16 protein-coding genes are annotated in these 18,551 nt (G+C 69.3%); 7 read left to right on the forward strand and 9 right to left on the reverse strand.

What is annotated here, in order from left to right; translation table 11 throughout:
- Window positions 1–131: 131 nt before the first annotated feature.
- On the forward strand, window positions 132–2,036 hold the full coding sequence (locus tag LY40_RS08770) for a glycosyltransferase (RefSeq protein WP_258936495.1): 1,905 nt from the start codon (window positions 132–134) through the stop codon (window positions 2,034–2,036).
- A gap of 157 nt (window positions 2,037–2,193) precedes the next feature.
- On the opposite strand, the gene LY40_RS08775 is transcribed toward LY40_RS08770, so the two are convergent.
- Window positions 2,194–2,436: a hypothetical protein gene (locus LY40_RS08775; RefSeq protein WP_183780470.1), complete on the reverse strand. Its 243-nt coding sequence runs from the start codon at window positions 2,434–2,436 to the stop codon at window positions 2,194–2,196.
- A gap of 150 nt (window positions 2,437–2,586) precedes the next feature.
- Between LY40_RS08775 and LY40_RS08780 the strand changes: the two genes are divergently transcribed.
- Window positions 2,587–3,360 (forward strand): ESX secretion-associated protein EspG, encoded by a 774-nt coding sequence (locus LY40_RS08780; RefSeq protein ID WP_258936496.1) that lies wholly within the window; start codon window positions 2,587–2,589, stop codon window positions 3,358–3,360.
- Window positions 3,361–3,426: 66 nt separating this feature from the next.
- On the opposite strand, the gene LY40_RS08785 is transcribed toward LY40_RS08780, so the two are convergent.
- The 3 genes from LY40_RS08785 to LY40_RS08795 form a co-directional block, all read right to left on the reverse strand.
- A complete protein-coding gene (locus tag LY40_RS08785; RefSeq protein ID WP_258936497.1) occupies window positions 3,427–4,860 on the reverse strand; it encodes a GntP family permease in 1,434 nt (477 codons plus the stop codon).
- Between the two features lie 132 nt (window positions 4,861–4,992).
- The gene (locus LY40_RS08790; protein ID WP_258936498.1) at window positions 4,993–5,931 is read right to left on the reverse strand and encodes a PfkB family carbohydrate kinase; all 939 of its coding nucleotides are present in this window, start codon (window positions 5,929–5,931) and stop codon (window positions 4,993–4,995) included.
- On the reverse strand, window positions 5,928–6,629 hold the full coding sequence (locus LY40_RS08795; RefSeq protein WP_183780458.1) for a bifunctional 4-hydroxy-2-oxoglutarate aldolase/2-dehydro-3-deoxy-phosphogluconate aldolase: 702 nt from the start codon (window positions 6,627–6,629) through the stop codon (window positions 5,928–5,930). Before LY40_RS08795 ends, LY40_RS08790 begins: the two co-directional genes overlap by 4 nt.
- Before the next feature lie 112 nt (window positions 6,630–6,741).
- Here LY40_RS08795 and LY40_RS08800 point away from each other — a divergent pair, with 112 nt between their 5' ends.
- Both LY40_RS08800 and dgoD read left to right on the forward strand, forming a co-directional pair.
- A complete protein-coding gene (locus LY40_RS08800) occupies window positions 6,742–7,482 on the forward strand; it encodes an IclR family transcriptional regulator (RefSeq protein WP_183780455.1) in 741 nt (246 codons plus the stop codon).
- Between the two features lie 41 nt (window positions 7,483–7,523).
- Window positions 7,524–8,669, forward strand: a complete 1,146-nt coding sequence (gene dgoD, locus LY40_RS08805) for a galactonate dehydratase (protein WP_183780452.1) — start codon at window positions 7,524–7,526, stop codon at window positions 8,667–8,669.
- Window positions 8,670–8,809: 140 nt separating this feature from the next.
- Here the strand turns inward: dgoD and glfT1 are convergent, their stop codons facing one another.
- The 3 genes from glfT1 to wzm are packed head-to-tail and all read right to left on the reverse strand — an operon-like array spanning window position 8,810 to window position 11,525.
- Window positions 8,810–9,709 carry a galactofuranosyltransferase GlfT1 gene (gene glfT1 / locus LY40_RS08810; RefSeq protein ID WP_183780449.1) on the reverse strand — a complete coding sequence of 300 codons (900 nt, stop codon included), beginning with the start codon at window positions 9,707–9,709 and terminating at the stop codon, window positions 8,810–8,812.
- 1 nt (window position 9,710) lies between these two features.
- On the reverse strand, window positions 9,711–10,598 hold the full coding sequence (wzt, locus tag LY40_RS08815; RefSeq protein ID WP_183780445.1) for a galactan export ABC transporter ATP-binding subunit Wzt/RfbE: 888 nt from the start codon (window positions 10,596–10,598) through the stop codon (window positions 9,711–9,713).
- A 6-nt stretch (window positions 10,599–10,604) separates the two neighbouring features.
- Window positions 10,605–11,525, reverse strand: coding sequence for a galactan export ABC transporter permease subunit Wzm/RfbD (wzm, locus tag LY40_RS08820; RefSeq protein ID WP_183780442.1), 921 nt, complete (start codon window positions 11,523–11,525; stop codon window positions 10,605–10,607).
- A gap of 258 nt (window positions 11,526–11,783) precedes the next feature.
- Between wzm and LY40_RS08825 the strand changes: the two genes are divergently transcribed.
- The gene (locus tag LY40_RS08825; protein WP_258936499.1) at window positions 11,784–13,283 is read left to right on the forward strand and encodes a DUF8728 domain-containing protein; all 1,500 of its coding nucleotides are present in this window, start codon (window positions 11,784–11,786) and stop codon (window positions 13,281–13,283) included.
- A 70-nt stretch (window positions 13,284–13,353) separates the two neighbouring features.
- Here LY40_RS08825 and LY40_RS08830 read toward each other — a convergent pair whose 3' ends face one another.
- On the reverse strand, window positions 13,354–13,911 hold the full coding sequence (locus LY40_RS08830; protein ID WP_183780436.1) for a bacterial proteasome activator family protein: 558 nt from the start codon (window positions 13,909–13,911) through the stop codon (window positions 13,354–13,356).
- Window positions 13,912–14,213: 302 nt separating this feature from the next.
- On the opposite strand from LY40_RS08830, the gene LY40_RS08835 reads away from it, so the two are divergent.
- Window positions 14,214–15,413, forward strand: coding sequence for a cysteine desulfurase-like protein (locus tag LY40_RS08835; protein WP_183780433.1), 1,200 nt, complete (start codon window positions 14,214–14,216; stop codon window positions 15,411–15,413).
- 151 nt (window positions 15,414–15,564) lie between these two features.
- On the opposite strand, the gene LY40_RS08840 is transcribed toward LY40_RS08835, so the two are convergent.
- Window positions 15,565–16,539: an NAD(P)H-quinone oxidoreductase gene (locus tag LY40_RS08840; RefSeq protein ID WP_183780430.1), complete on the reverse strand. Its 975-nt coding sequence runs from the start codon at window positions 16,537–16,539 to the stop codon at window positions 15,565–15,567.
- A gap of 173 nt (window positions 16,540–16,712) precedes the next feature.
- On the opposite strand from LY40_RS08840, the gene LY40_RS08845 reads away from it, so the two are divergent.
- Window positions 16,713–18,233, forward strand: a complete 1,521-nt coding sequence (locus LY40_RS08845; protein ID WP_183780427.1) for a M28 family metallopeptidase — start codon at window positions 16,713–16,715, stop codon at window positions 18,231–18,233.
- Window positions 18,234–18,551: the final 318 nt, after the last annotated feature.

Consider the following 18,551-nt stretch of genomic DNA (forward strand, 5'->3'; position numbering starts at 1 on the left):
AACCGCTGAGGGGCGGCCTGTACCTTACTGGCGTTCGCGCGTTGGAGTGACGCCGACGAGGTGCCGATTCCGCGATGTGAACACGTCGAACCTCAAATCCGGTGCCCTGTACTACTTGGAGGACGCCTCTCATGTCCGGTGAAGCAACAGTGACGACCGAGGCGACGGCCGGCTCGCTGCTGCAGGCCCACACCCCGGCGTCGGGGCGTCTGCTCGCGCAGCGAGGCCTGTTCGAGGGGCCGTCCGCGGTCGTCAGCAAGGACCTGTACCTCGAGGTCGTCGCGGGTGTCGCGTCGCGTGACCGTGAGACGGTGACGCTCGAGCCGTCGGCGAAGGCCACGGGAAACACCTACTTCGGCAGGTTCCCCGCGTCGTACTGGCAGCGCTGGACGGCTGTCCGGTCGGTGACGGTCGAGGCGATCGTGAGCGGTTCCGGCAAGCTGATGGTGCGGGCATCCGACGTCGCGGGTGAGGCACGCACGGTCGCCGCCGAGGCCATGACCGACGTCGTACAGCGCACCGTGACGCTCGAGGCGAAGCTGGACAAGTTCGTCGACGGCGGTGGGCTGTGGCTCGACCTGGAGACCGACGCCATGGAGCGGCTCACGGTCTCCCAGGTGCGCTGGACCGTCGACGCGCCCGAGGAGATCCGTCCGACCGCGGTGACGATCTGCACGATGAACCGCGCCGACGACTGCCTGTCGAACCTGCGCACGCTCGCCGATTCGCTGCCAGCCCTGGAGACGCTGGACGCGATCTACGTCGCGGACCAGGGGAACGACACGGTCGACTCGCGCGACGGATTCGCCGATGTGGCCGCGGCGCTGGGCGACAAGCTCAAGTACATCAAGCAGCCGAACCTCGGCGGCGCGGGCGGCTTCACCCGCGGCCTGTACGAGGTGGCGGGCCAGGCTGCCGCCGAGCACGCCAACGTGCTGTTCATGGACGACGACGTGCTGCTGGAGCCGGACATCGTGATCCGGCTGACCGCGTTCTCCAACAAGGCGGCCAACCCGATGATCGTCGGCGGCCAGATGCTGAACCTGCTGCACCCGAACCAGCTGCACGTCGGCGCCGAGTACGCGCAGCTGAACGCGTTGCAGCCCGGCGTGCCGGTGCCGCACAGCCCGGAGACCGCCGACCTGCTCGGGGTGGACCGGCGCGGCAAGAAGGTCCGCCAGGAGCGCCGGCTCGACGCGGGGTACAACGGCTGGTGGTCGTGCCTGATCCCGTCCGAGGTCGTGCAGAAGGTCGGCTACCCGATGCCGTTCTTCTTCCAGTGGGACGACGCGGAGTACAGCTACCGCGCCCGCGCCGCAGGGTTCCCGACGGTGACGCTGCCCGGCGCCGGCGTGTGGCACGCCGACTTCCACTGGAAGGACTGGGACGAGTGGCACCGCTACTTCAACCTGCGTAACTCGATCATCACCGCGGCGCTGCACAGCCCGTTCGACCTGAACCTGCTCTCGCGGGTGCTGATGGCGCAGGTGGTGCGCTACCTGCTCGGCATGCAGTACGGCCTCACGGCGACGCTGATCAAGGCCGTCGAGGACTTCCTCGAGGGTCCGGAGATCCTGCACGACGGCGGTGTCGCGGCGATGAAGGAGATCCGCGAGATCCGCGGGCAGTACCCGGAGACGAAGCGGCACGACCCGACCAACGTGCCGGGCATCCCGTCGAACAACATCATCATCAACAACACGGCGCCGCGGCCGAGCATGCAGCGCGCCGTGCTGCTCAAGCGCATCGTGAACCGCGCGCTCGGCAAGCACCGGTTCAACCTGGGCGCCGTCCCCGCCGACGAGGCGCACTGGTGGCACATCGCGCTGTTCAAGACGGCCGTCGTCACCGACGCCTCGCAGGAGGGAGTGCGCGTGCGGTCCTACGACAAGGAGCGCATGGTCGACCTCGGCAAGCGTGCGGTCCAGGTGGTCAGCCGTCTCCGCAAGGAGGGGCATGCGGTGCAGGCGCAGTACAAGCGCGCCATGCCGGAGCTGACCAGCCGCGAGAACTGGAAGCGCCTCTACGAACTCTGATCCGTGCGGGTGTTCGGCCTGCGTCACGCACCACGGCACCGCAGCACGGCGGAGCACTGGAGTCGTAGCACCGGAGAACCGCGTAGCACCGGAGTCGTAGCGCCACGGCATTGCGGCTCCGGTGTTGCGGCACCGCGGTGTCTCGGCGGGCTCGCGGTCACGGCATGCCGAACACCTTGCCGGATCGCTGCAGATCGTCGACGTACGCCGCGGCGACGTGCGCGAAGTTGACGTGCACGGTGCGGTCGTCGGCGTCGCGAATGCTCTGCACCGACCCGTGGTCGAGATGCAGGTTCAGCTGGCTGGTCACCTCGTCGACGGCGTCGGCGTGCAGTGGGAACACCAGTGGTTCGCCGCCGCTGACGAGGTGCAGCACGAGCGCGGGCTTGGTTTCGGTCATACCTCAGCCTGGTCACCGCCGACGGGTGTGGGCAAGGCGGTTCGCCGACAGCGGATTGTCGGGAGGCCGCCGCATTTCCGGGAGCGGAACCGTCGGATGAGGCGGGGCTGCTAACGTGCTGCCCGCAGGCGGAGCAGAACCGGGGGAGAGATGGCGCAAACGTTCTCACTGTCGCTGGTGGCAGTGGACATCCTGCTCGAGCAGTACAAGCTCGGGAGGTCGCCGTTTCCGTTCGAGATCCCGCACATGGGCACGACCCACACCCAACGCAACCAGGTGCGCGAGGCCGTGTTCCGCGACCTCGAGACACGCGGCCTGGCTCGCGGCGGCCGGCTCGAGCCGGATGCCGAAACCGCCTTGGAGACCTTCGTTCGTGCGCCACTGATCGTGGCCCTGGCCGGTCAGCTCGCCGACGAGGAGGAGATCTACGCGCGGTCGGTCTCCGACGGCCAGTTCGCCCTCCTCGTGCGCCAGGACGCCAACATGCTGACGTTCACCGAGGTGCGGCCCACGAACTTCGTCGCAGAGCTGGTGGACCTACTGCCGCTGACGAAACCCGCCCCCGGCCAATCGATCACCGTGCCGGTGCCCGCCGCGCGCAAGTCGCGGCAGGCGGAAGGCGGCTATGACCCGTTCGGCGGCGTCAAAGCGCCGCGGTCGTCACAGACGACGTCGCAGGAACGGGCCGTCGCCCGGCTGTTCGAGAAGAAGATGGAGCGCATCGGATTCATCACCGCGTTCGTGCCCGGCGACGGCGGTAGACCAGCCAAGCTGGATCCCGTGATGTGGTTCGACAACGAGGACGGCCGGCACCTGGGCACCCAGCGAGCCGCCGAAGACGGCCAGAAGTGGGCCACCTACGCGCCGGCCGACAACGCCCGCATCGTCTCCCAGCTCTACACCCAACTCGAACCGTACTTGTAGCGGCGTGGCCAGGCGGTGCGGGTCGCACCGCCGGGCCACGCGTCGCGATCTGACTACGTGGCGGTGCTAAGCGAAAATGCTCAGCACCAGCACGAGGCCGAATCCGATGACGCCGATCAATGTCTCCAGCACCGTCCACGTCTTGAGTGTGGTCTTGACGTCCATGCCCAGGTAGCGGCCGACAAGCCAGAACCCGGAGTCGTTGACGTGCGAGAGCACGGTGGCGCCACAGGCGAGCGTGATCACCAGCAGGGCGCGGTACAACGGTGTCACGCCTTCGGTCGCGGCGAGGGTCGGCGCGATGAGGCCGGCTGTGGTGGTGAGTGCGACTGTGGCCGAACCCTGGGCCACGCGCAGACCGGTGGAGATCAGGAACGCCGCGAGGATGAGGGGGATGCCGAGGTCCTTGAGCGTTTCGGCCAGGGCCTGGCCGATGCCGCTGACGTAGAGCACCTCACCGAACATGCCGCCCGCGCCGGTGATCAGGATGATCGCGCAGACAGGCGCCAGCGCTCCGTTGACGATGTTCTCCACCGAGGCGCGGGAACGGCCGCGGCCGAGCACCACGAGGCTGACGAGCGCCGTGACGAGCAGTGCGATCGGGGTTGCGCCGAGTACCCGCAGTGCCTGCACCCAGGTTGCGTCGGCGTCGACGACGCCTGCGGTGCCGAGGGTGTTCAGACCGGTGTCGAGGAAGATCAACACCATCGGCAGCAGGAGGATTCCGATGACGGTGCGGAACCTCGGGTAGGGCAAATCCCCGGTTGCCGTGTCCCCACCAGCCGTGTCTCCGTCAGCCGAGTCACCGGTGCCGTGGTTGGTTCCTGACGTACCGGCGAGGGAGAGGGCCGGCACGGCCAGGTCCACGCGGCGTCCGATCATCTTGCCGCCGACGTAGCCTGCGAGATACCAGGTAGGCACCGCGATCACCAGGCCGACGAGCAGTACGAGGCCCATGTCGGCGTCGAGGAACTCGGCTGCCGAGACCGGGCCGGGATGTGGCGGGACGAAGGCGTGCATCACGGCGAACGCGCCGAGCGGCGGCAGCGCGTAGAACAGCACCGAACCGCCGAAACGGGTGGCGACGCTGAAGATGATCGGGACGAACACCACGAACGCGGCATCGAGGAAGATCGGGAACCCGAAGAACAGGGCGGCGACGCCGAGGGCCAGCGGGGCCCGTTTCGCGCCGAACCGGTTGACCAGCGAATTGGCCAGGACGTCCGCGCCTCCGGTGACTTCCAGTAGGCGGCCGATCATCGCGCCGAGGCCGACGAGCAGGCCGACTTCGGCAAGGGTGGTACCGAAACCGCCCATCAACGTGTCGACGAGCTCGTCGAGTGGGATCCGCGTGGCCACCGCGGTCAGCACGCTGATCAGTACGAGTGCGATGAGCGCGTGCACCCGGAACTTGATGATCAGCAACAGCAGCAGCGCGACGGCACCGGCTGCGATCGCCAGCAGTGGGCCCACTCCGTAGGCCGGCGTTATCTCTTCCATCGGTTTCCTTTTCTCAACACTGAGTGAATTCGTGTGCCCGGGGTTCGGCGATTGCGCTGTTGGTGGCAACGGGTTCGGTCGTTGCGATCGGCTGCGCTGCTCGGACTCGAGCGCTCAGGTCGGCGCGGTGTGTCAGCGGGTGACGTCGCTGGCGCCGGCGGCGAGCTCACTGCGGTCGGGGAGGCCTTCCCAGTCGCCTCTGACCGCGACGGTCAGTGCTCCGGCCGCGGCCGCGTCGTCCAGTTGCTGCCGTACGGGATCGCCGCGGAGTCGGGCGGCCAGGTATGCGGCGGCGAAGGAATCGCCCGCGCCCACCGGGTCGACGACGGTGGTGGGCCGCGGCGGAACCGTGATGATCTCCCCATCGGTCAGGGCCACCGCGCCGTCCCCGCCGAGTTTGATCACGACCTCGCGCGGTCCGAGTGCGGCCAGGGCATGGGCTAGCTGTGCCGGGTCGGAGCCGTCCACGAGCAGTCGCGCCTCGTCCTCGGTGGCGAACACTACGGTGGCTGCCGATGCCAGGGGGTGCAGTGCCGCGGTGGCCTCGTCGGGAGTCCACAGCGCGCGGCGGTAGTTGAGGTCGAGGGAGATCGTCACGCCGGCGGCGCGGGCCGTCTCGGCCGCGGCGAACGCGGCGTCGCGGGCGGACTCGCTCAGTGCGGGTGTGATGCCGGTCAGGTGGAGTGCGCCGGCCCGCCGGACCGCGGTCTCGTCGACGTCGGCCGGTCGCAGCCGGGATCCTGCGGAGCCGGTGCGGTAGTAGGAGACGCGAGTCCGCGTTCCGGTCCGCCGCTCCTTGACCATGAGCGCGGTCGGCGCGTGTTCGTCGGTCAGCACGTGCTCGGCGGGCAGCTGCTGACCGGCGAGGGTCATCCGGATGAGCCTGCCGAACTCGTCGTCGCCGACGCGCCCGATCCAGGTGGCCTGGCCCCCGAGGCGGGCCACGCCGATCGCGACGGTCGCTTCGGCACCGGCGACGCCGAGGGTCAGGTTCGGCGCATGCCGCAGCGGTCCGACGATGGGCGAGGTGAGCACGGCCATCGCCTCGCCGAGGGTGACGAGCCCGCTCATGCGGCGGCCCCGGTTTCGGCCAGGAATGCGTGGGCGCGCCTGCGTAGCTCGCCCAGGTCGCCGCCGTCGAGGGCGTCGCCCAGCAGTGGACTGCCGATGCCGAGTCCGCACGCCCCGGCGTCGAGGTAGGGGCGCACGAGATCCAGCGTCACCCCGCCGGTGGGCAGCAGCTCGATGTCGTCGAGTGGGGCACGGAGTTCGCGGATGTAGCCGGGACCGGTCAGGCTCGCGGGGAAGATCTTGACGGCCGTCGCGCCGAGTTTCGCGGCGGTGGTGACCTCGGTGGCGGTGAGCGCGCCGGGAAAGTAGCCGAGGCCGTGTGTGTGCACGCGGGCCGCCACGTCGGAGTCGGTGTCGGGTGCGACGACGAACTCCGCGCCTGCCTCGGCGGCACGATTCACGTGTTCCGGCGTGCGCACCGTGCCCACGCCCACCTTTGCGGACGTGCCGTGCCGCTCCGCGGCGCCGCGGACGGCGTCGAGTGCGCCGGGGGTGTTCATCGTGATCTCCAGACAGCGCACGCCGGCGTCGACGAGCGTGTCCACGACCGCGTCGACGTGCTCACCGGAGCGTCCGCGCAGGATCGCGACGATCCGCGTACTCCGCAGGGCGTCGCCGAGCAGCGCCCCGCTTTCGGGAGTGGTGCCGGCGGCACTGCTTTCGGAGGCCCCGCTCTGCGGGGGCTTCGTCGAGCTCATCGCCATACCTCCGGTGAGTCCGTGGCGTGTTCGCATAGGTTGCAATATCTGCAAATGACTTGTAAATTCTGCATCAGTCTGTACGCTGCGCGGTCGAAGGTCAAGGAGTGAGATGTCGACAACGGTTGCCAAGGCGGTGCTCGTGCTGCGCCAGCTGGCCGACGGTCCGCGGTCGCTGTCAGTGCTCGCGGAGGCCGTGGGCGTGCACTCCTCCACGGCGTTGCGCATGATTCAGCCGCTGCTCGCCGACGGGCTGATCGCACGCGGCGGTGACGGGAAGTACCGCCTTGGCCTGCGGCTCGCCGAGCTCGGCCAGCAGGCGCTCGACAACGTGGATCTGCACGGCGCGGCGCACGGCCACCTGCTGGAACTGGCCGAGGAAGTCGGCGCGACGGTGCACCTGGCGCAGCTCATCGACGATGCGATCGTCTACGTCGACAAGATCGAACACCCGGCGACGATGCGGATGTGGTCGCGCGTCGGCCGTGCCGTGCCGCTGCACACGTCGTCGGTGAGCAAGGCGATCCTCGCCGGCCTCGAGCCCGAGTCGCGGGACCGGCTGATGGCCCGGTGCGGGTTCGAACAGCACACCGACGAGACCATCACGACCCCCGAGGCGTTCCTCGCCGAGCTGCGTGTGACCGCCGACCGCGGCTACGCCACCGACCTGGGCGAGTTCGAACCGCTCGTGCACTGCATCGGTATCCCCGTGCCCCAGTCGTCCGGCGTCGATGCGGCCGTCTCGATCACCACGATCCAGGCGTCCCCCGACGTCGACGCGCTCCGCGGGCTGGTTCCGCGGCTCGCCACCGCGGCGAAGGCCATCGCCGCTGACCTCGGCCACCGCGGTTGACCCGGCCGCCCCTACCCGGCACCGAACAGGAGACATCGCCCGTGAAGATCACCAGCATCAAGACGTACCTGATCGAGCCTCGCTGGCTGTTCCTGCGAGTGGAGACCGATGACGGCATCGTCGGCTGGGGAGAACCGGTCGTCGAGGGCCGCGCGCATACTGTCGCGGCAGCGGTCGACGAGATGTCGGACTACCTGATCGGCGCCGACCCCACGCGCATCGAGGATCACTGGCAGGTGCTGACGAAGGGCGGCTTCTACCGGGGCGGGCCGATCCTGTCCAGCGCGGTGGCCGGCATCGACCAGGCGTTGTGGGACATCCGCGGCAAGTCGCTCGGTGTGCCGGTGCACGAGCTGCTGGGCGGGGCGGTGCGGGACACGATGCGGATCTACTGCTGGATCGGCGGCGACGAACCCACCGAGGTCGGCGAGGAGGCCGCCAGGCAGGTCGAGGCCGGTCTGACCGCGGTGAAGATGAACGCCACCGGGCGGATGCGGCCGCTGGAGACGACCGCCCAGATCCGGGCAGCCGTCGACCGCGTCGCGGCGGTGCGCGAGGTCATGGGCCCGGACCGCGACGTCGCCGTCGACTTCCACGGCCGGATCTCGCCGGCCGTGGCGCGGGTACTGTGCCGGGAACTGGAACCGTTGCAGCCGATGTTCGTCGAGGAACCGGTGGTGCCGGAGCTGTCGGCGGACATCGGAAAGATCTGCGCGTCGACGACCATCCCCATCGCCACGGGTGAGCGGCTGTTCTCGCGGTGGGACTTCCGTGACGTTCTGCCGCAGGGCGTTGCCGTGGTTCAGCCGGACCTGTCGCACGCGGGCGGTATCTCCGAATGCCGGCGGATCGCGGCGTTCGCCGAGGCCTACGGCGTCGCGCTGGCACCGCATTGCCCGCTCGGCCCGGTGGCACTTGCGGCCAGCCTGCAAGTCGACTTCGCCAGCCCGAACGCGCTCATCCAGGAGACGAGCCTGGGTATCCACTACAACCAAGGCTCGGACCTGTTGGACTACCTGGCCGACCCAGCGGTGTTCGCGTTCGCCGACGGCTACGTCCAGCGACCGACCGCGCCGGGCCTGGGCGTCGAGATCGACGAGGCCGCCGTCGCGAAGGCCGCGGAGACTGGGCATCGGTGGCGCTCCCCGATCTGGCGCCACGAGGACGGCGGCTTCGCCGAGTGGTGACGGAGGGTGCCACGCGCGAGGGGAAGATTGGGGCGCCCGCCCGCCGGCCCGACCACCACCCCTCAACGGCACGCTGGCGCGTGGCTGTGTTCGATGCCACCAAGGTGCGTTTGATGCCACCAAGGTGTCCGTCGGGGAGCTCAGTAGCGGTAGAAGTGTTCCTTGCGGCCTTGGCGGACGAGCCGCAGCCACTCGACGAACGCCTTCGGGTCACGTTTGACGCCCACGAAGTACAGGCCGAACCGGGCGATCTCGAGTGCGCCGATCTTGCGCATTCCCGGTTGTGACAGCAGGAATCCACGGTTGCGGTAGGTGTAGTAGCGCTTGACCTCGTTCTCCGGATCCTGCGCGTGGAATCGGCCGCCGAGCATGGGCTTGAACTCGTCCGAGCCGTTCGGGTGCAGGTATGCGGTGCGCAGCGAGGTGCCGAACGGCAAGCCGGAGCGGGCGAGCCGCCGGTGCAGCTCCACCTCGTCACCGCGGAAGAACAGCCGCAGGTCGGGCACGCCCGTCACTTCGAGGGTCGACGCGCGGAACAGTGCACCGTTCATCAGCGAGGCGATGCCGGGCAGGAAGTCCTCCCCGAGCTCGGAGGAGGTGCGTTTCCACGTCAGACCACGCCGCAGCGGGAACGCCAACTTCTCGGGCTCGTCGATGTTGACGACCATCGGCGACACCTCGGCGAGCCCGCGCCGTTCGGCCTCGGTGAGCAGCGTTTCGAGGACGTGTTCGTCGGCCGGCCTGCCGTCGTCGTCGGCGAGCCACACCCATTCGGCGCCGAGCGCCAGGGCGTGCAGCATGCCCAGTGCGAACCCGCCTGCGCCGCCGAGGTTGCGATACGACGGCAGGTACGTGACCGGCCGCGAGTACGCCTCCACGACGTCGCGCGCCGACTCCTCCTCTGGGCCGTTGTCGACGACGATCAGGTGGTCGACGGGCCGGGTCTGCGATTCGACGACCTTCAACGACTCCGCGAGCAGCTCACGGCGGTTGCGGGTGACGACGACGGCGGCGATCGCGCCTTCGGGGAGGGCGCCCATGTCAGCCACCGTTCGCCGGAGCCGTGGCGGCGGACTTGTCCGCGGCCTGCCCGTCGCTGCCGTCCACCTTGCCGTCGGAGGGCTTGGCGACGTCGTCGGGGTTGGCCTGGCCGAGGCGTTCGAGGACCTCGCGGCTGACGTTCTGGAACGGGTCCTTGCCCTTGTACGAGGTGAGGACCTCGCGCAGCCTGCCGTGCTGGCGCACCCGGCCCTCGTCCATCCACATGGCCTGGTCGCACAGCTCGAGCAGCAGCTCGTCGGAGTGGCTGGCGAACACGAGGATTCCCGAGCGTTTGACGAGGTCCTTGAGTCGGTCGCGGGCCTTGTTCATGAAGGACGCGTCGACCGCGCCGAGGCCTTCGTCCAGGATGAGGATCTCGGGGTCGATGGAGGTGACGACGCCCAGGGCGAGGCGCACGCGCATACCGGTGGAGTAGGTGCGCAGCGGCATCGCGAGGTAGTCGCCGAGCTCGGTGAACTCGGCGATGTCGTCGAGGCGCTTCTCCATCTCCTTACGGCTCTTCCCGAGGAAGAGACCGCGGACGATGATGTTCTCGAAACCGGACGTCTCCGGGTCCATGCCGACGCCGAGGTCGAACACCGGCGCGACCTTGCCCGTGACCTTCGCCGACCCGCGGGTGGGCTCGTAGATGCCCGACAGCAGCCGCAGCAGCGTGGACTTGCCCGCGCCGTTGTGGCCGACGAGGGCGAGCCGGTCGCCGTCGGAGAGCTGCAGGTTCACGTCCTGCAACGCTTCGATGATGGGGACCTTCGAGTCCGAACCGATCTTGCCGCCGACCTTGCCGAGGACCCGCTTCTTCATCGACCGCGTCTTGGCGTCGAAGATCGGGAAGTCCACGTAGGCGTTGCGCACGTCAATGCTGACCATCTGGTGTCACACCCAATACGAGACACGGGCACGGTAGTTGCGCATCACCACGAACGCGAGCGCCCATCCGACGATCGTGATGGCGATGGCGACGATCCAGCTCTTGCCGTCGATGTGCTGGCCGATCAGCGGCGCACGCACGATCTGGACGAAATGGTAGAGCGGGTTGAGCTCGATGATGGGCAGTGCCCAGGACACGCCCTCGCGGCCGTTGCCCGCGTACAGCTGGTCGATCGGCCACACGATCGGCGTCAGGTAGAACAGCAGCTGGATCAGCGAGTTGATGAGCTGCGGGATGTCGCGGTAGCGCGTCGAGATGACGCCGAGCATCAGCGTGACCCAGCCCGCGTTCAGCGCCAGGATCATGAAACCGGGCACGGCCGACAGGATCGACCAGTCGATACCGGGGTGGCACAGGCCGTTGCCGGTGGTGCACGCGTCGTCCTGGACGCCGTACTGCTGCGACAGCGCGGGGAAGAAGATCGCCACGATGATCACGTAGACGATCACGTTGTGCGCTGCCATCAACGTCTGCCGCCACACCGTCCGTAGCGCGTAGATCGTCAGCGGCGCCGGCATCTGTTTGATCAGGCCCTCATTCGAGATGAAGGTCTGCATGCCCTCCGTGATGCAGCCGCTGACGAAGCCCCAGACGATGAAACCCGTGACGATGTAGGGCAGGAAAGTCTCGATGGGAAGGCCGAACAGCTGGGAGTACAGCAGGCCGAGGCCGAGCGCGATGACACCCTGGGTGATCGTCAGCCAGAACGGGCCGATCACCGAACGGCGGTAGCGCTGCTTGATGTCCTGCCACCCGAGGTGGCCCCACAGTTCCGTCTGCCGCAGGCCCGAACGGATGTCGTCGAAGGCGCGTTTGAAGGACCGGCTGCCGGGAACGGGCGCGGTGTCGGTCGTGTCGGCGTTCATCGGTGACTTCGTCCCTGGGCTGTCGCCTGATTCGCTGCCCGGCGAATCAGTGGCCGTCGAAGTGCTTGTGGCATGCACGAGATACGAGGGTACTGCTGCCGCGAAAGCGCGAACGCGCGCGTCGGGTTCTGCGGTCACCATATCGCCCATGTGGGTGTAAAAGGGCCCGAAATGCCAGGTCAACGCCGTTTGTCGGTCCCCATTTCGGAGGAGGCGGGAGGTCTCGGAGGCCGGTGGCGCCGCTGATAGTTTGCGGCCGTGAATCGATTGGCCGTGACCGCGGCGGGCCTGCTGGTGTTGTTCGCATTCGGCACCTGGATGGCGTGGTCGTATGTCACCGACGCGACCTTCGTCGACGCCCGCTATGCCCAGAACCTCGCCGAAGGGCACGGTCTCGTCTACAACGTCGGCGACCACAACCCGGTCGAAGGGTTCACCAGTCTCCTGTGGACGTTGTGGCAGTCGCTCTTCGCGTTGTTCGGTGCCGACCCGGTGCTCGTCGCGCAGGTGACGGGTGTGGCGGCCGGGGTGGCGACCCTGGTGCTGCTGATGCGCGCGGTCGACGGTGCCGCTGCGGTCGTGGCCGGGTGCGCCTACGTGCTGTTCCTTCCGACGTACTTCCACCTCGCGGGCGGGCTCGAGACCGGCCTGGTGGCGCTGGTCGTACTGCGCATGGCCGTGCTGGGGATGCGTGTCGTCGAGGAGCGTCACGTCGTCGACCTCGAACCCCCGCTGCTGCTGGTGCTCGCCGCGACCCTGCGGCCCGAGGCGCTGATCGCGGTGCTGCCCGGGTTCATCGTCTGGTTCCGGTCGCGCCGGCTGTCCGGCCAGGCGCGCGTGGGCTTGACGATCGCCGCGGTGCTCGCTGCGGGCTGCGTGGTGTGGACGATCGTGCAGTACAGCCACCTCGTGCCGAAGCCGTGGAGCGACGCGGTCGGCTCTATCGGGTTCGACGGGGCGTGGCTGTGGTCGACGGTCGTGGTGTTCGCCCCGTTGCTGCTGCTGACGGTGGCGCTGCTGACGTGGCCGGAGCTGCGCCGCGTCGGCGTGTTCTTCTGCGTGACGGTGCTCGCCGCCGGGGTGCCGCTCGTACTGTTCGGCCCGCCCGAGGCCGACGCACTCCACCGCTACGCCTTCACCGTGTTCCCCGTGCTGTGCCTGGCGTCGGGCGTGGCCGTGGCCGCGATGGCAGGCGTGCGGTTCGTGCAGGCGGGTGTCGGCATCCTCGCGGTCGGCTGGGTGGCGGTCGCGGGCGTCATGTCGCCCGGGCTGCCCGCCGTGGCGAACACCGGCGTCGATCTCGAACGCACGCACGCCGCCATCGGCAGGGCGCTCGCCGACGCGGACGTGCCCGCGGGCGCGCGCACCGTCGCGGTCGCCGATCCGGGCGTCATCCCGTATTACAGCGGCTGGAACGCCGTCGACTACAGCGGCCGCAACGACGGCCTCATCGCCGACGGCGCCAGGCCCGACTCGGTGGTGCGGACCCACGATCCGGCGGTGATCGTCGTGCCGTCGCCCGGCGAGAACATCCCCGACACGGTGCACGACCTCGACATTCCGATCGCGGTGGCGGGATATTCACAGATCGGGCCGTTCCAGGCGCGCAGCGGCAGCTGGCAGTTCGTGTTCGCCAAGCCGGAGTGGGCGCAGCAGGTCGAGGTGAAGGTCCGAGCCGCCGTCGCCCGTGGGGAGCAGCAGTACGGCAACGACTACTCGGTCACCGTAAACCGCTGGCTGAACAGCCTCAAGGACTGACGGCCTTAAAGACTGACAGCCTCAAGGACCGACGGCCTTCCGGTCGACGGAACTCGGGGTTCGGCCTCGGTTACAGGTACTGGCCCGGGTTGCCGATGCCGGTGGGAGCGCCCTCGGCGGAGCCCTGCGGCAGGCCGCGGCGCATCTGCTCGAGCTGAGCGCGGGCGGCCATCTGCTGGGCGAACAGGGCCGTCTGGATGCCGTGGAACAGGCCTTCGAGCCAGCCGACGAGCTGTGCCTGCGCGATCCGCAGTTCGGCGTCGGACGGCGTGCTGTCCTCGGTGAACGGTTCGACGAGGCGCTCCAGCTCCTTGCGCAGGTCCGGGGCGAGCGCTTCCTCGAGCTCCTTCATCGACGTCTGGTGGATCTCGCGCAGGCGCTGCCTGCTCGCGTCGTCGAGCGGCGCAGCCTTCACCTCTTCGAGGAGCTGCTTGATCATCGTGCCGATGCGCATGACCTTCGCGGGCTCTTCGACCATGTCGCCGACGGACTCGCCCGGGTTCTCGGCCTCGCCGTCGGCGGCCTCCGGATTGACGCGCGCTGCGCCGACCGGGGAACCGTCCGGCCCGACCACCATGACGTGCTGGTCCTCGGAGGGTGTGGCGTACGGGGTGTTCGGCTCCGTCATAGCTCCATCCTGGCTCGCTGCGGGAGGGTGTCGCAGCTTTCGAGGGTACTCACCCCGGCGGTACTTCCGGTGCGCACCGGCCTGTCGACCCGGGTGCAGGGGGAGGGGAGGTCGACGCGCCGGCGGCGGGTGGCCGCGTCGGTGGGGCGGCCGCACCGCGTGCCCGGCCGGGCAGTACGGGCAGTACGGGCGGCCAGGCCGGGCAAATCGGCCACCGCCGGATTCAGCCGTCGATCCGGACGGTCGATCCGGAGGTCGGGCCCCGGGTGCGCGGCGAAAACCCGCCTCCGTACCTTGTTCCCATGGCGTTTGACGTCGCTCGGATTCGTGGGTTGTTCCCCGCTCTGGGTGACGGCTGGATTCACTTCGACGGTGGAACCGGAATGCTCGTCCCCGAACAGGTCGCGTCGGCCGTCTCGACGGCGATGCGGGCTCCGGTCTCCGGTCCGGGCGGAGCGTTTCCGGCCTCACAGCGGGCGGAAAGCATCGTGGCCGCGGCCCGGCGCGCCGTGGCGGACCTCGTGGGAGGCGAGCCCGACGGCGTGGTCCTCGGGCCGAGCGCTTCGGTGCTCATCGCCCGCCTCGCGGACACGTTGTCCACGCGGTGGACGATCGGGGACGAAGTCGTGGTGTCGCGGCTCGACGAGGAGGCCAACATCGCGCCGTGGCTGCGCGCGATGAACCGCGTCGGCGGCAAGGCCCGCTGGGGCGAGATCGACATCGAGAACTGCGAACTGCCGGAATGGCAGTACCGCGATCTCGTGGGCGGGCGCACCAAGGCCGTCGCCGTGACCGCGGCTTCCGGCGCCGTCGGCACCCGTCCCGACCTGGAGCCGATCACCTCGGCGGCGCAGCAGGCGGGCGCGCTGATGGTCGTCGACGCGACGTACGCCGCGCCGTTCGTCCCGCTCGACATGTCGACCCTCGGCGCCGACGTCGTCGTGCTGTCGGCGCAGGCATGGGGCGGTCCGGCTATCGGTGCGCTCGTGTTTCGTGACCCCGACCTCCTGTCGCAGCTGCCGCCCGCGGCGCTGTCACCGGAGGCGACCGGTCCCGAGCGGCTCGAGCTGGGCCCGCATCCGTATCCGCTGCTCGCGGGGCTGATCGCCTCGGTCGACTACCTCGCAGGACTCGACGACTCGGCGACCGGCACGCGCCGCGAGCGGCTGCTCACCTCGCTCGGTTCGGCGAAGTCCTATCAGGAAGGGCTGCTCGACCAGCTCTCTGCCGACCTCCGGTCGCTGCCGCACGTGACCGTGCTGGGCGCACCGGTGCGGCGGATCCCGGCGCTGGCGTTCTACGCCGACGGCCGCAAGGCCTCCGACGTCGCCGACTACCTTGCGCGGCAGGGGCTCTGCGCGTTCGCCGACCCCGGCAGCTGCGGTCTGTTCGAGGCGCTCGGCATCGGCGAGGTCGGCGGAGCCGTCCGTATCGGTCTGGCCCACTACTCGAACGGCTTCGAGATCGGCCAGCTGACGCGCGTCCTCGCCGAACTTCCCTGAGTTGACGAACCACGCGCCGGAGTCCGCGGCCGTGTGGCCGGGAACCGCCCGGTCGCGGCGGCCACCCAGCACCGCGTGATAGCAGGCGAACCGCACCGCGGGGTGCCCGTCACCCGGGTGCGTACGGGACGCCCCGGGAGACGGGCGGCGGTCACTTCACCGTCAAGACGACCTTGCCGAACACTCCGCCCTCGTCGAGTGCGCGGTGCGCCTCCGCGGCGTTGCCCAGTGGCAGCACCTGGTCGATGACGGGCAGTACCGTGCCCTGGTCCAGCAGCGGCCACAGGTGCGTGCGCACGTCGGCCACGATCGCGGCCTTGCTCTCGAGTGGCCGCGAGCGCAATGCCGTCGCCGACACGGTCCCGCGCTTGCGCAGCAGCTTGCCGATGTTCAGCTCGCCCTTCATGCCGCCCTGCATGCCGATGATCACCAGGTGGCCGCTGTCGCGCAGCACGTCGATGTTGCGGTCGAGGTACTTCGCGCCGATGTTGTCGAACACGACGTCGGCGCCGCCCGTCGCGGTCTTCAGTTCCTCGACGAAGTCCTGCTCGTGGTAGTTGAGGGTGATGTCGGCACCGAGTTGTCTGCACCGCTCGAGGCGGTCGGCCGAACCGGCCGTGACGGCGACCGTCGCGCCGAGTGCCTTCGCCACTTGGATGGCGTGGGTGCCGATGCCGCCCGCGCCGCCGTGCACCAGCAGAACGTCCCCTTCGGACAGACCCGCGTGCATCACGAGGTTGGACCACACGGTGCAGGCCACCTCGGGCAGCCCCGCGGCCGAGTGCAGCTCCACCTCGGTCGGCAGCGGCAGCAGCTGGCCCGCGGGTACGGCGACCTTCTCGGCGTACCCGCCGCCGGCCAGCAGTGCGCACACCTCGTCGCCGACCTCCCAGCCGGTGACGCCCTCGCCGAGCGCCGCGACGGTGCCCGAGCATTCGAGGCCGAGGATCTCACTGGCGCCGGGCGGTGGCGGATAGTTTCCCTGGCGCTGCAGCAGATCGGCGCGGTTCACGGCCGTGGCCGCGACGTCGAGGAGCACCTCGCCGGGTGCGGGCTCGGGGTCGGGCACCTCGGTCAGCTCGAGGTTCTCGGGAGGGCCGGGTTCTCGGAGCATGATCGCGCGCATACCGCGACTGTATGTCACTCCGCGGAGCGTGTCCCAGCGGCGACGGTTCATACCTTCGCGGTGGCGGGCCGTGATTGCCATTCCCTTGTGACCACGTGGTTTTCCTACGAACGGACCTTGACGTTTCGGAGAACTCGCACAAAAGTGACGCCGCAAAGTCAGAAGGGGATCAGATGTCATTCAGTAGAGGGAAGTTGCGGTCTGTCACGGCCGTAGCGGCGTGTGCGGGCCTGGTGCTCACCGGCACCGCAACGGCGCAGGCCGCACCGAAATCGCTGCCGGACGAGCTGCCCGAGAAGGTCGAACTCGGCGCCATGCAGCGGCACCTGATCGCGATGCAGCGGATCGCCGACGCTCACGACGGCCACCGGGCCGCCGGTTCGGCAGGACACGAGACGTCCGCCGAATACATGGCGCAGCGCCTCGCCGGCGCCGGCTTCGACATCACGCGGCAGCAGTTCCCGTTCACCTACACGGAGACACTCGCCGAGAAACTCACGGTCGGCGGCGAGGACGTGCCGGTCGTCGTCATGGAGTACAGCAAGAACACCGACGAGGGTGGGATGACCGCCCCGGTCGCCGCCATCGAGCCGGACGACACCCCGGGCTGCGAGGCCGCCGACTACGGTGACGTCACCGACCAGATCGCGCTCGTGCAGCGCGGTGCCTGCTCGTTCGCCGACAAACAGGCCGCCGCCGCCGAGGCGGGTGCGGCCGCCGCGATCATCTACAACAACGAGCCCGGCCCGCTCAACGGCACGCTCGGTGACGCCGACAGCGCCGTGATCCCGACCGGTGGCATCAGCCAGGAGGACGCGCAGACGCTGATCGACGCCGACGGGCAGGACATCACGCTCGAGCTGCGGCAGCTGCAGGAGGAGCGCACCACCTACAACGTGATCGCCGAGACCACCACCGGCCGCGACGACAACGTCGTGATGGCGGGCGCCCACCTCGACGGTGTCACCGGCGGTCCCGGTATCAACGACAACGGCACCGGTTCGGCGGCCCTGCTCGAGACCGCGCTGCAGCTGGGCGGTTCCCCGGACGTCAACAACAAGGTCCGGTTCGCCTGGTGGAGCGCCGAGGAGTTCGGCCTGGTCGGCTCGACGCACTACGTCAATTCGCTGAGCCAGGAGCAGCAGCTCGACATCGCGATGTACCTCAACTTCGACATGATCGGGTCGCCGAACGCCGCCTACTTCACCCTCGACGGCGACGACTCCGAAGGCGAGGGTGCGGGCGCGGGCCCGTACGGCTCGGCGCAGATCGAGAAGGCGTTCGAGGAGTCGCTCGCCGAGCGCGGCATCGAGGCCGAGGGCAGTGACTTCACCGGCCGCTCCGACTACGGCGAGTTCATCGCCTACGGCATCCCGGCCGGTGGCCTGTTCACCGGTGCCGAGGACGTCAAGACGGAGGAGCAGGCGGCCAAGTGGGGCGGAACCGCCGGTGAGGCGTTCGACCCCTGCTATCACACGCCCTGCGACAACCTGGGCAACGTCGACTACGACGCCCTGGACGTCAACGCCGACGCGATGGCCCAGGTGACCGCGCAATACGCGCTCAGCACCGAGGACGTCAACCACATCGCCCCGGCCGAGAAGAAGAACAAGGCCGAGGTCGCCAAGCAGCGGGCGGCGAACAAGAAGGTCGCCGCCGTGGCCGCGGACCGCGCACACGAGGTCACTTCCTGACCCGTTGCGGCCGACACGCTGACGAACGCAGTGCCCGTTCCCTGCCCATGGGGGACGGGCACTGCTGCATCTCACGGAGGATTCTCTGCTTGCTGTTCGCAGCTTCGGTTACCGGGCCTGACCGGGCATGGCCCGACCCGGGTTGGCCTGGGCGCGGCGCGTGGCCACGCCCAGGCTGTTACCGAGGTTGCGATGGGCGAATCGCCGGCGGCTGAGGTGCATGCGCCCCACTGCCGCGCGACCGGGCCGCCGTCGCTGCCCCGGTCGCGGGGAACGTGGTCTCCGGCGCGGGCGGGCCTTGCGCCCCGGTATCGCGCG

Source organism: Prauserella salsuginis (genome assembly GCF_024648885.1).
GTDB lineage: Bacteria > Actinomycetota > Actinomycetes > Mycobacteriales > Pseudonocardiaceae > Prauserella > Prauserella salsuginis.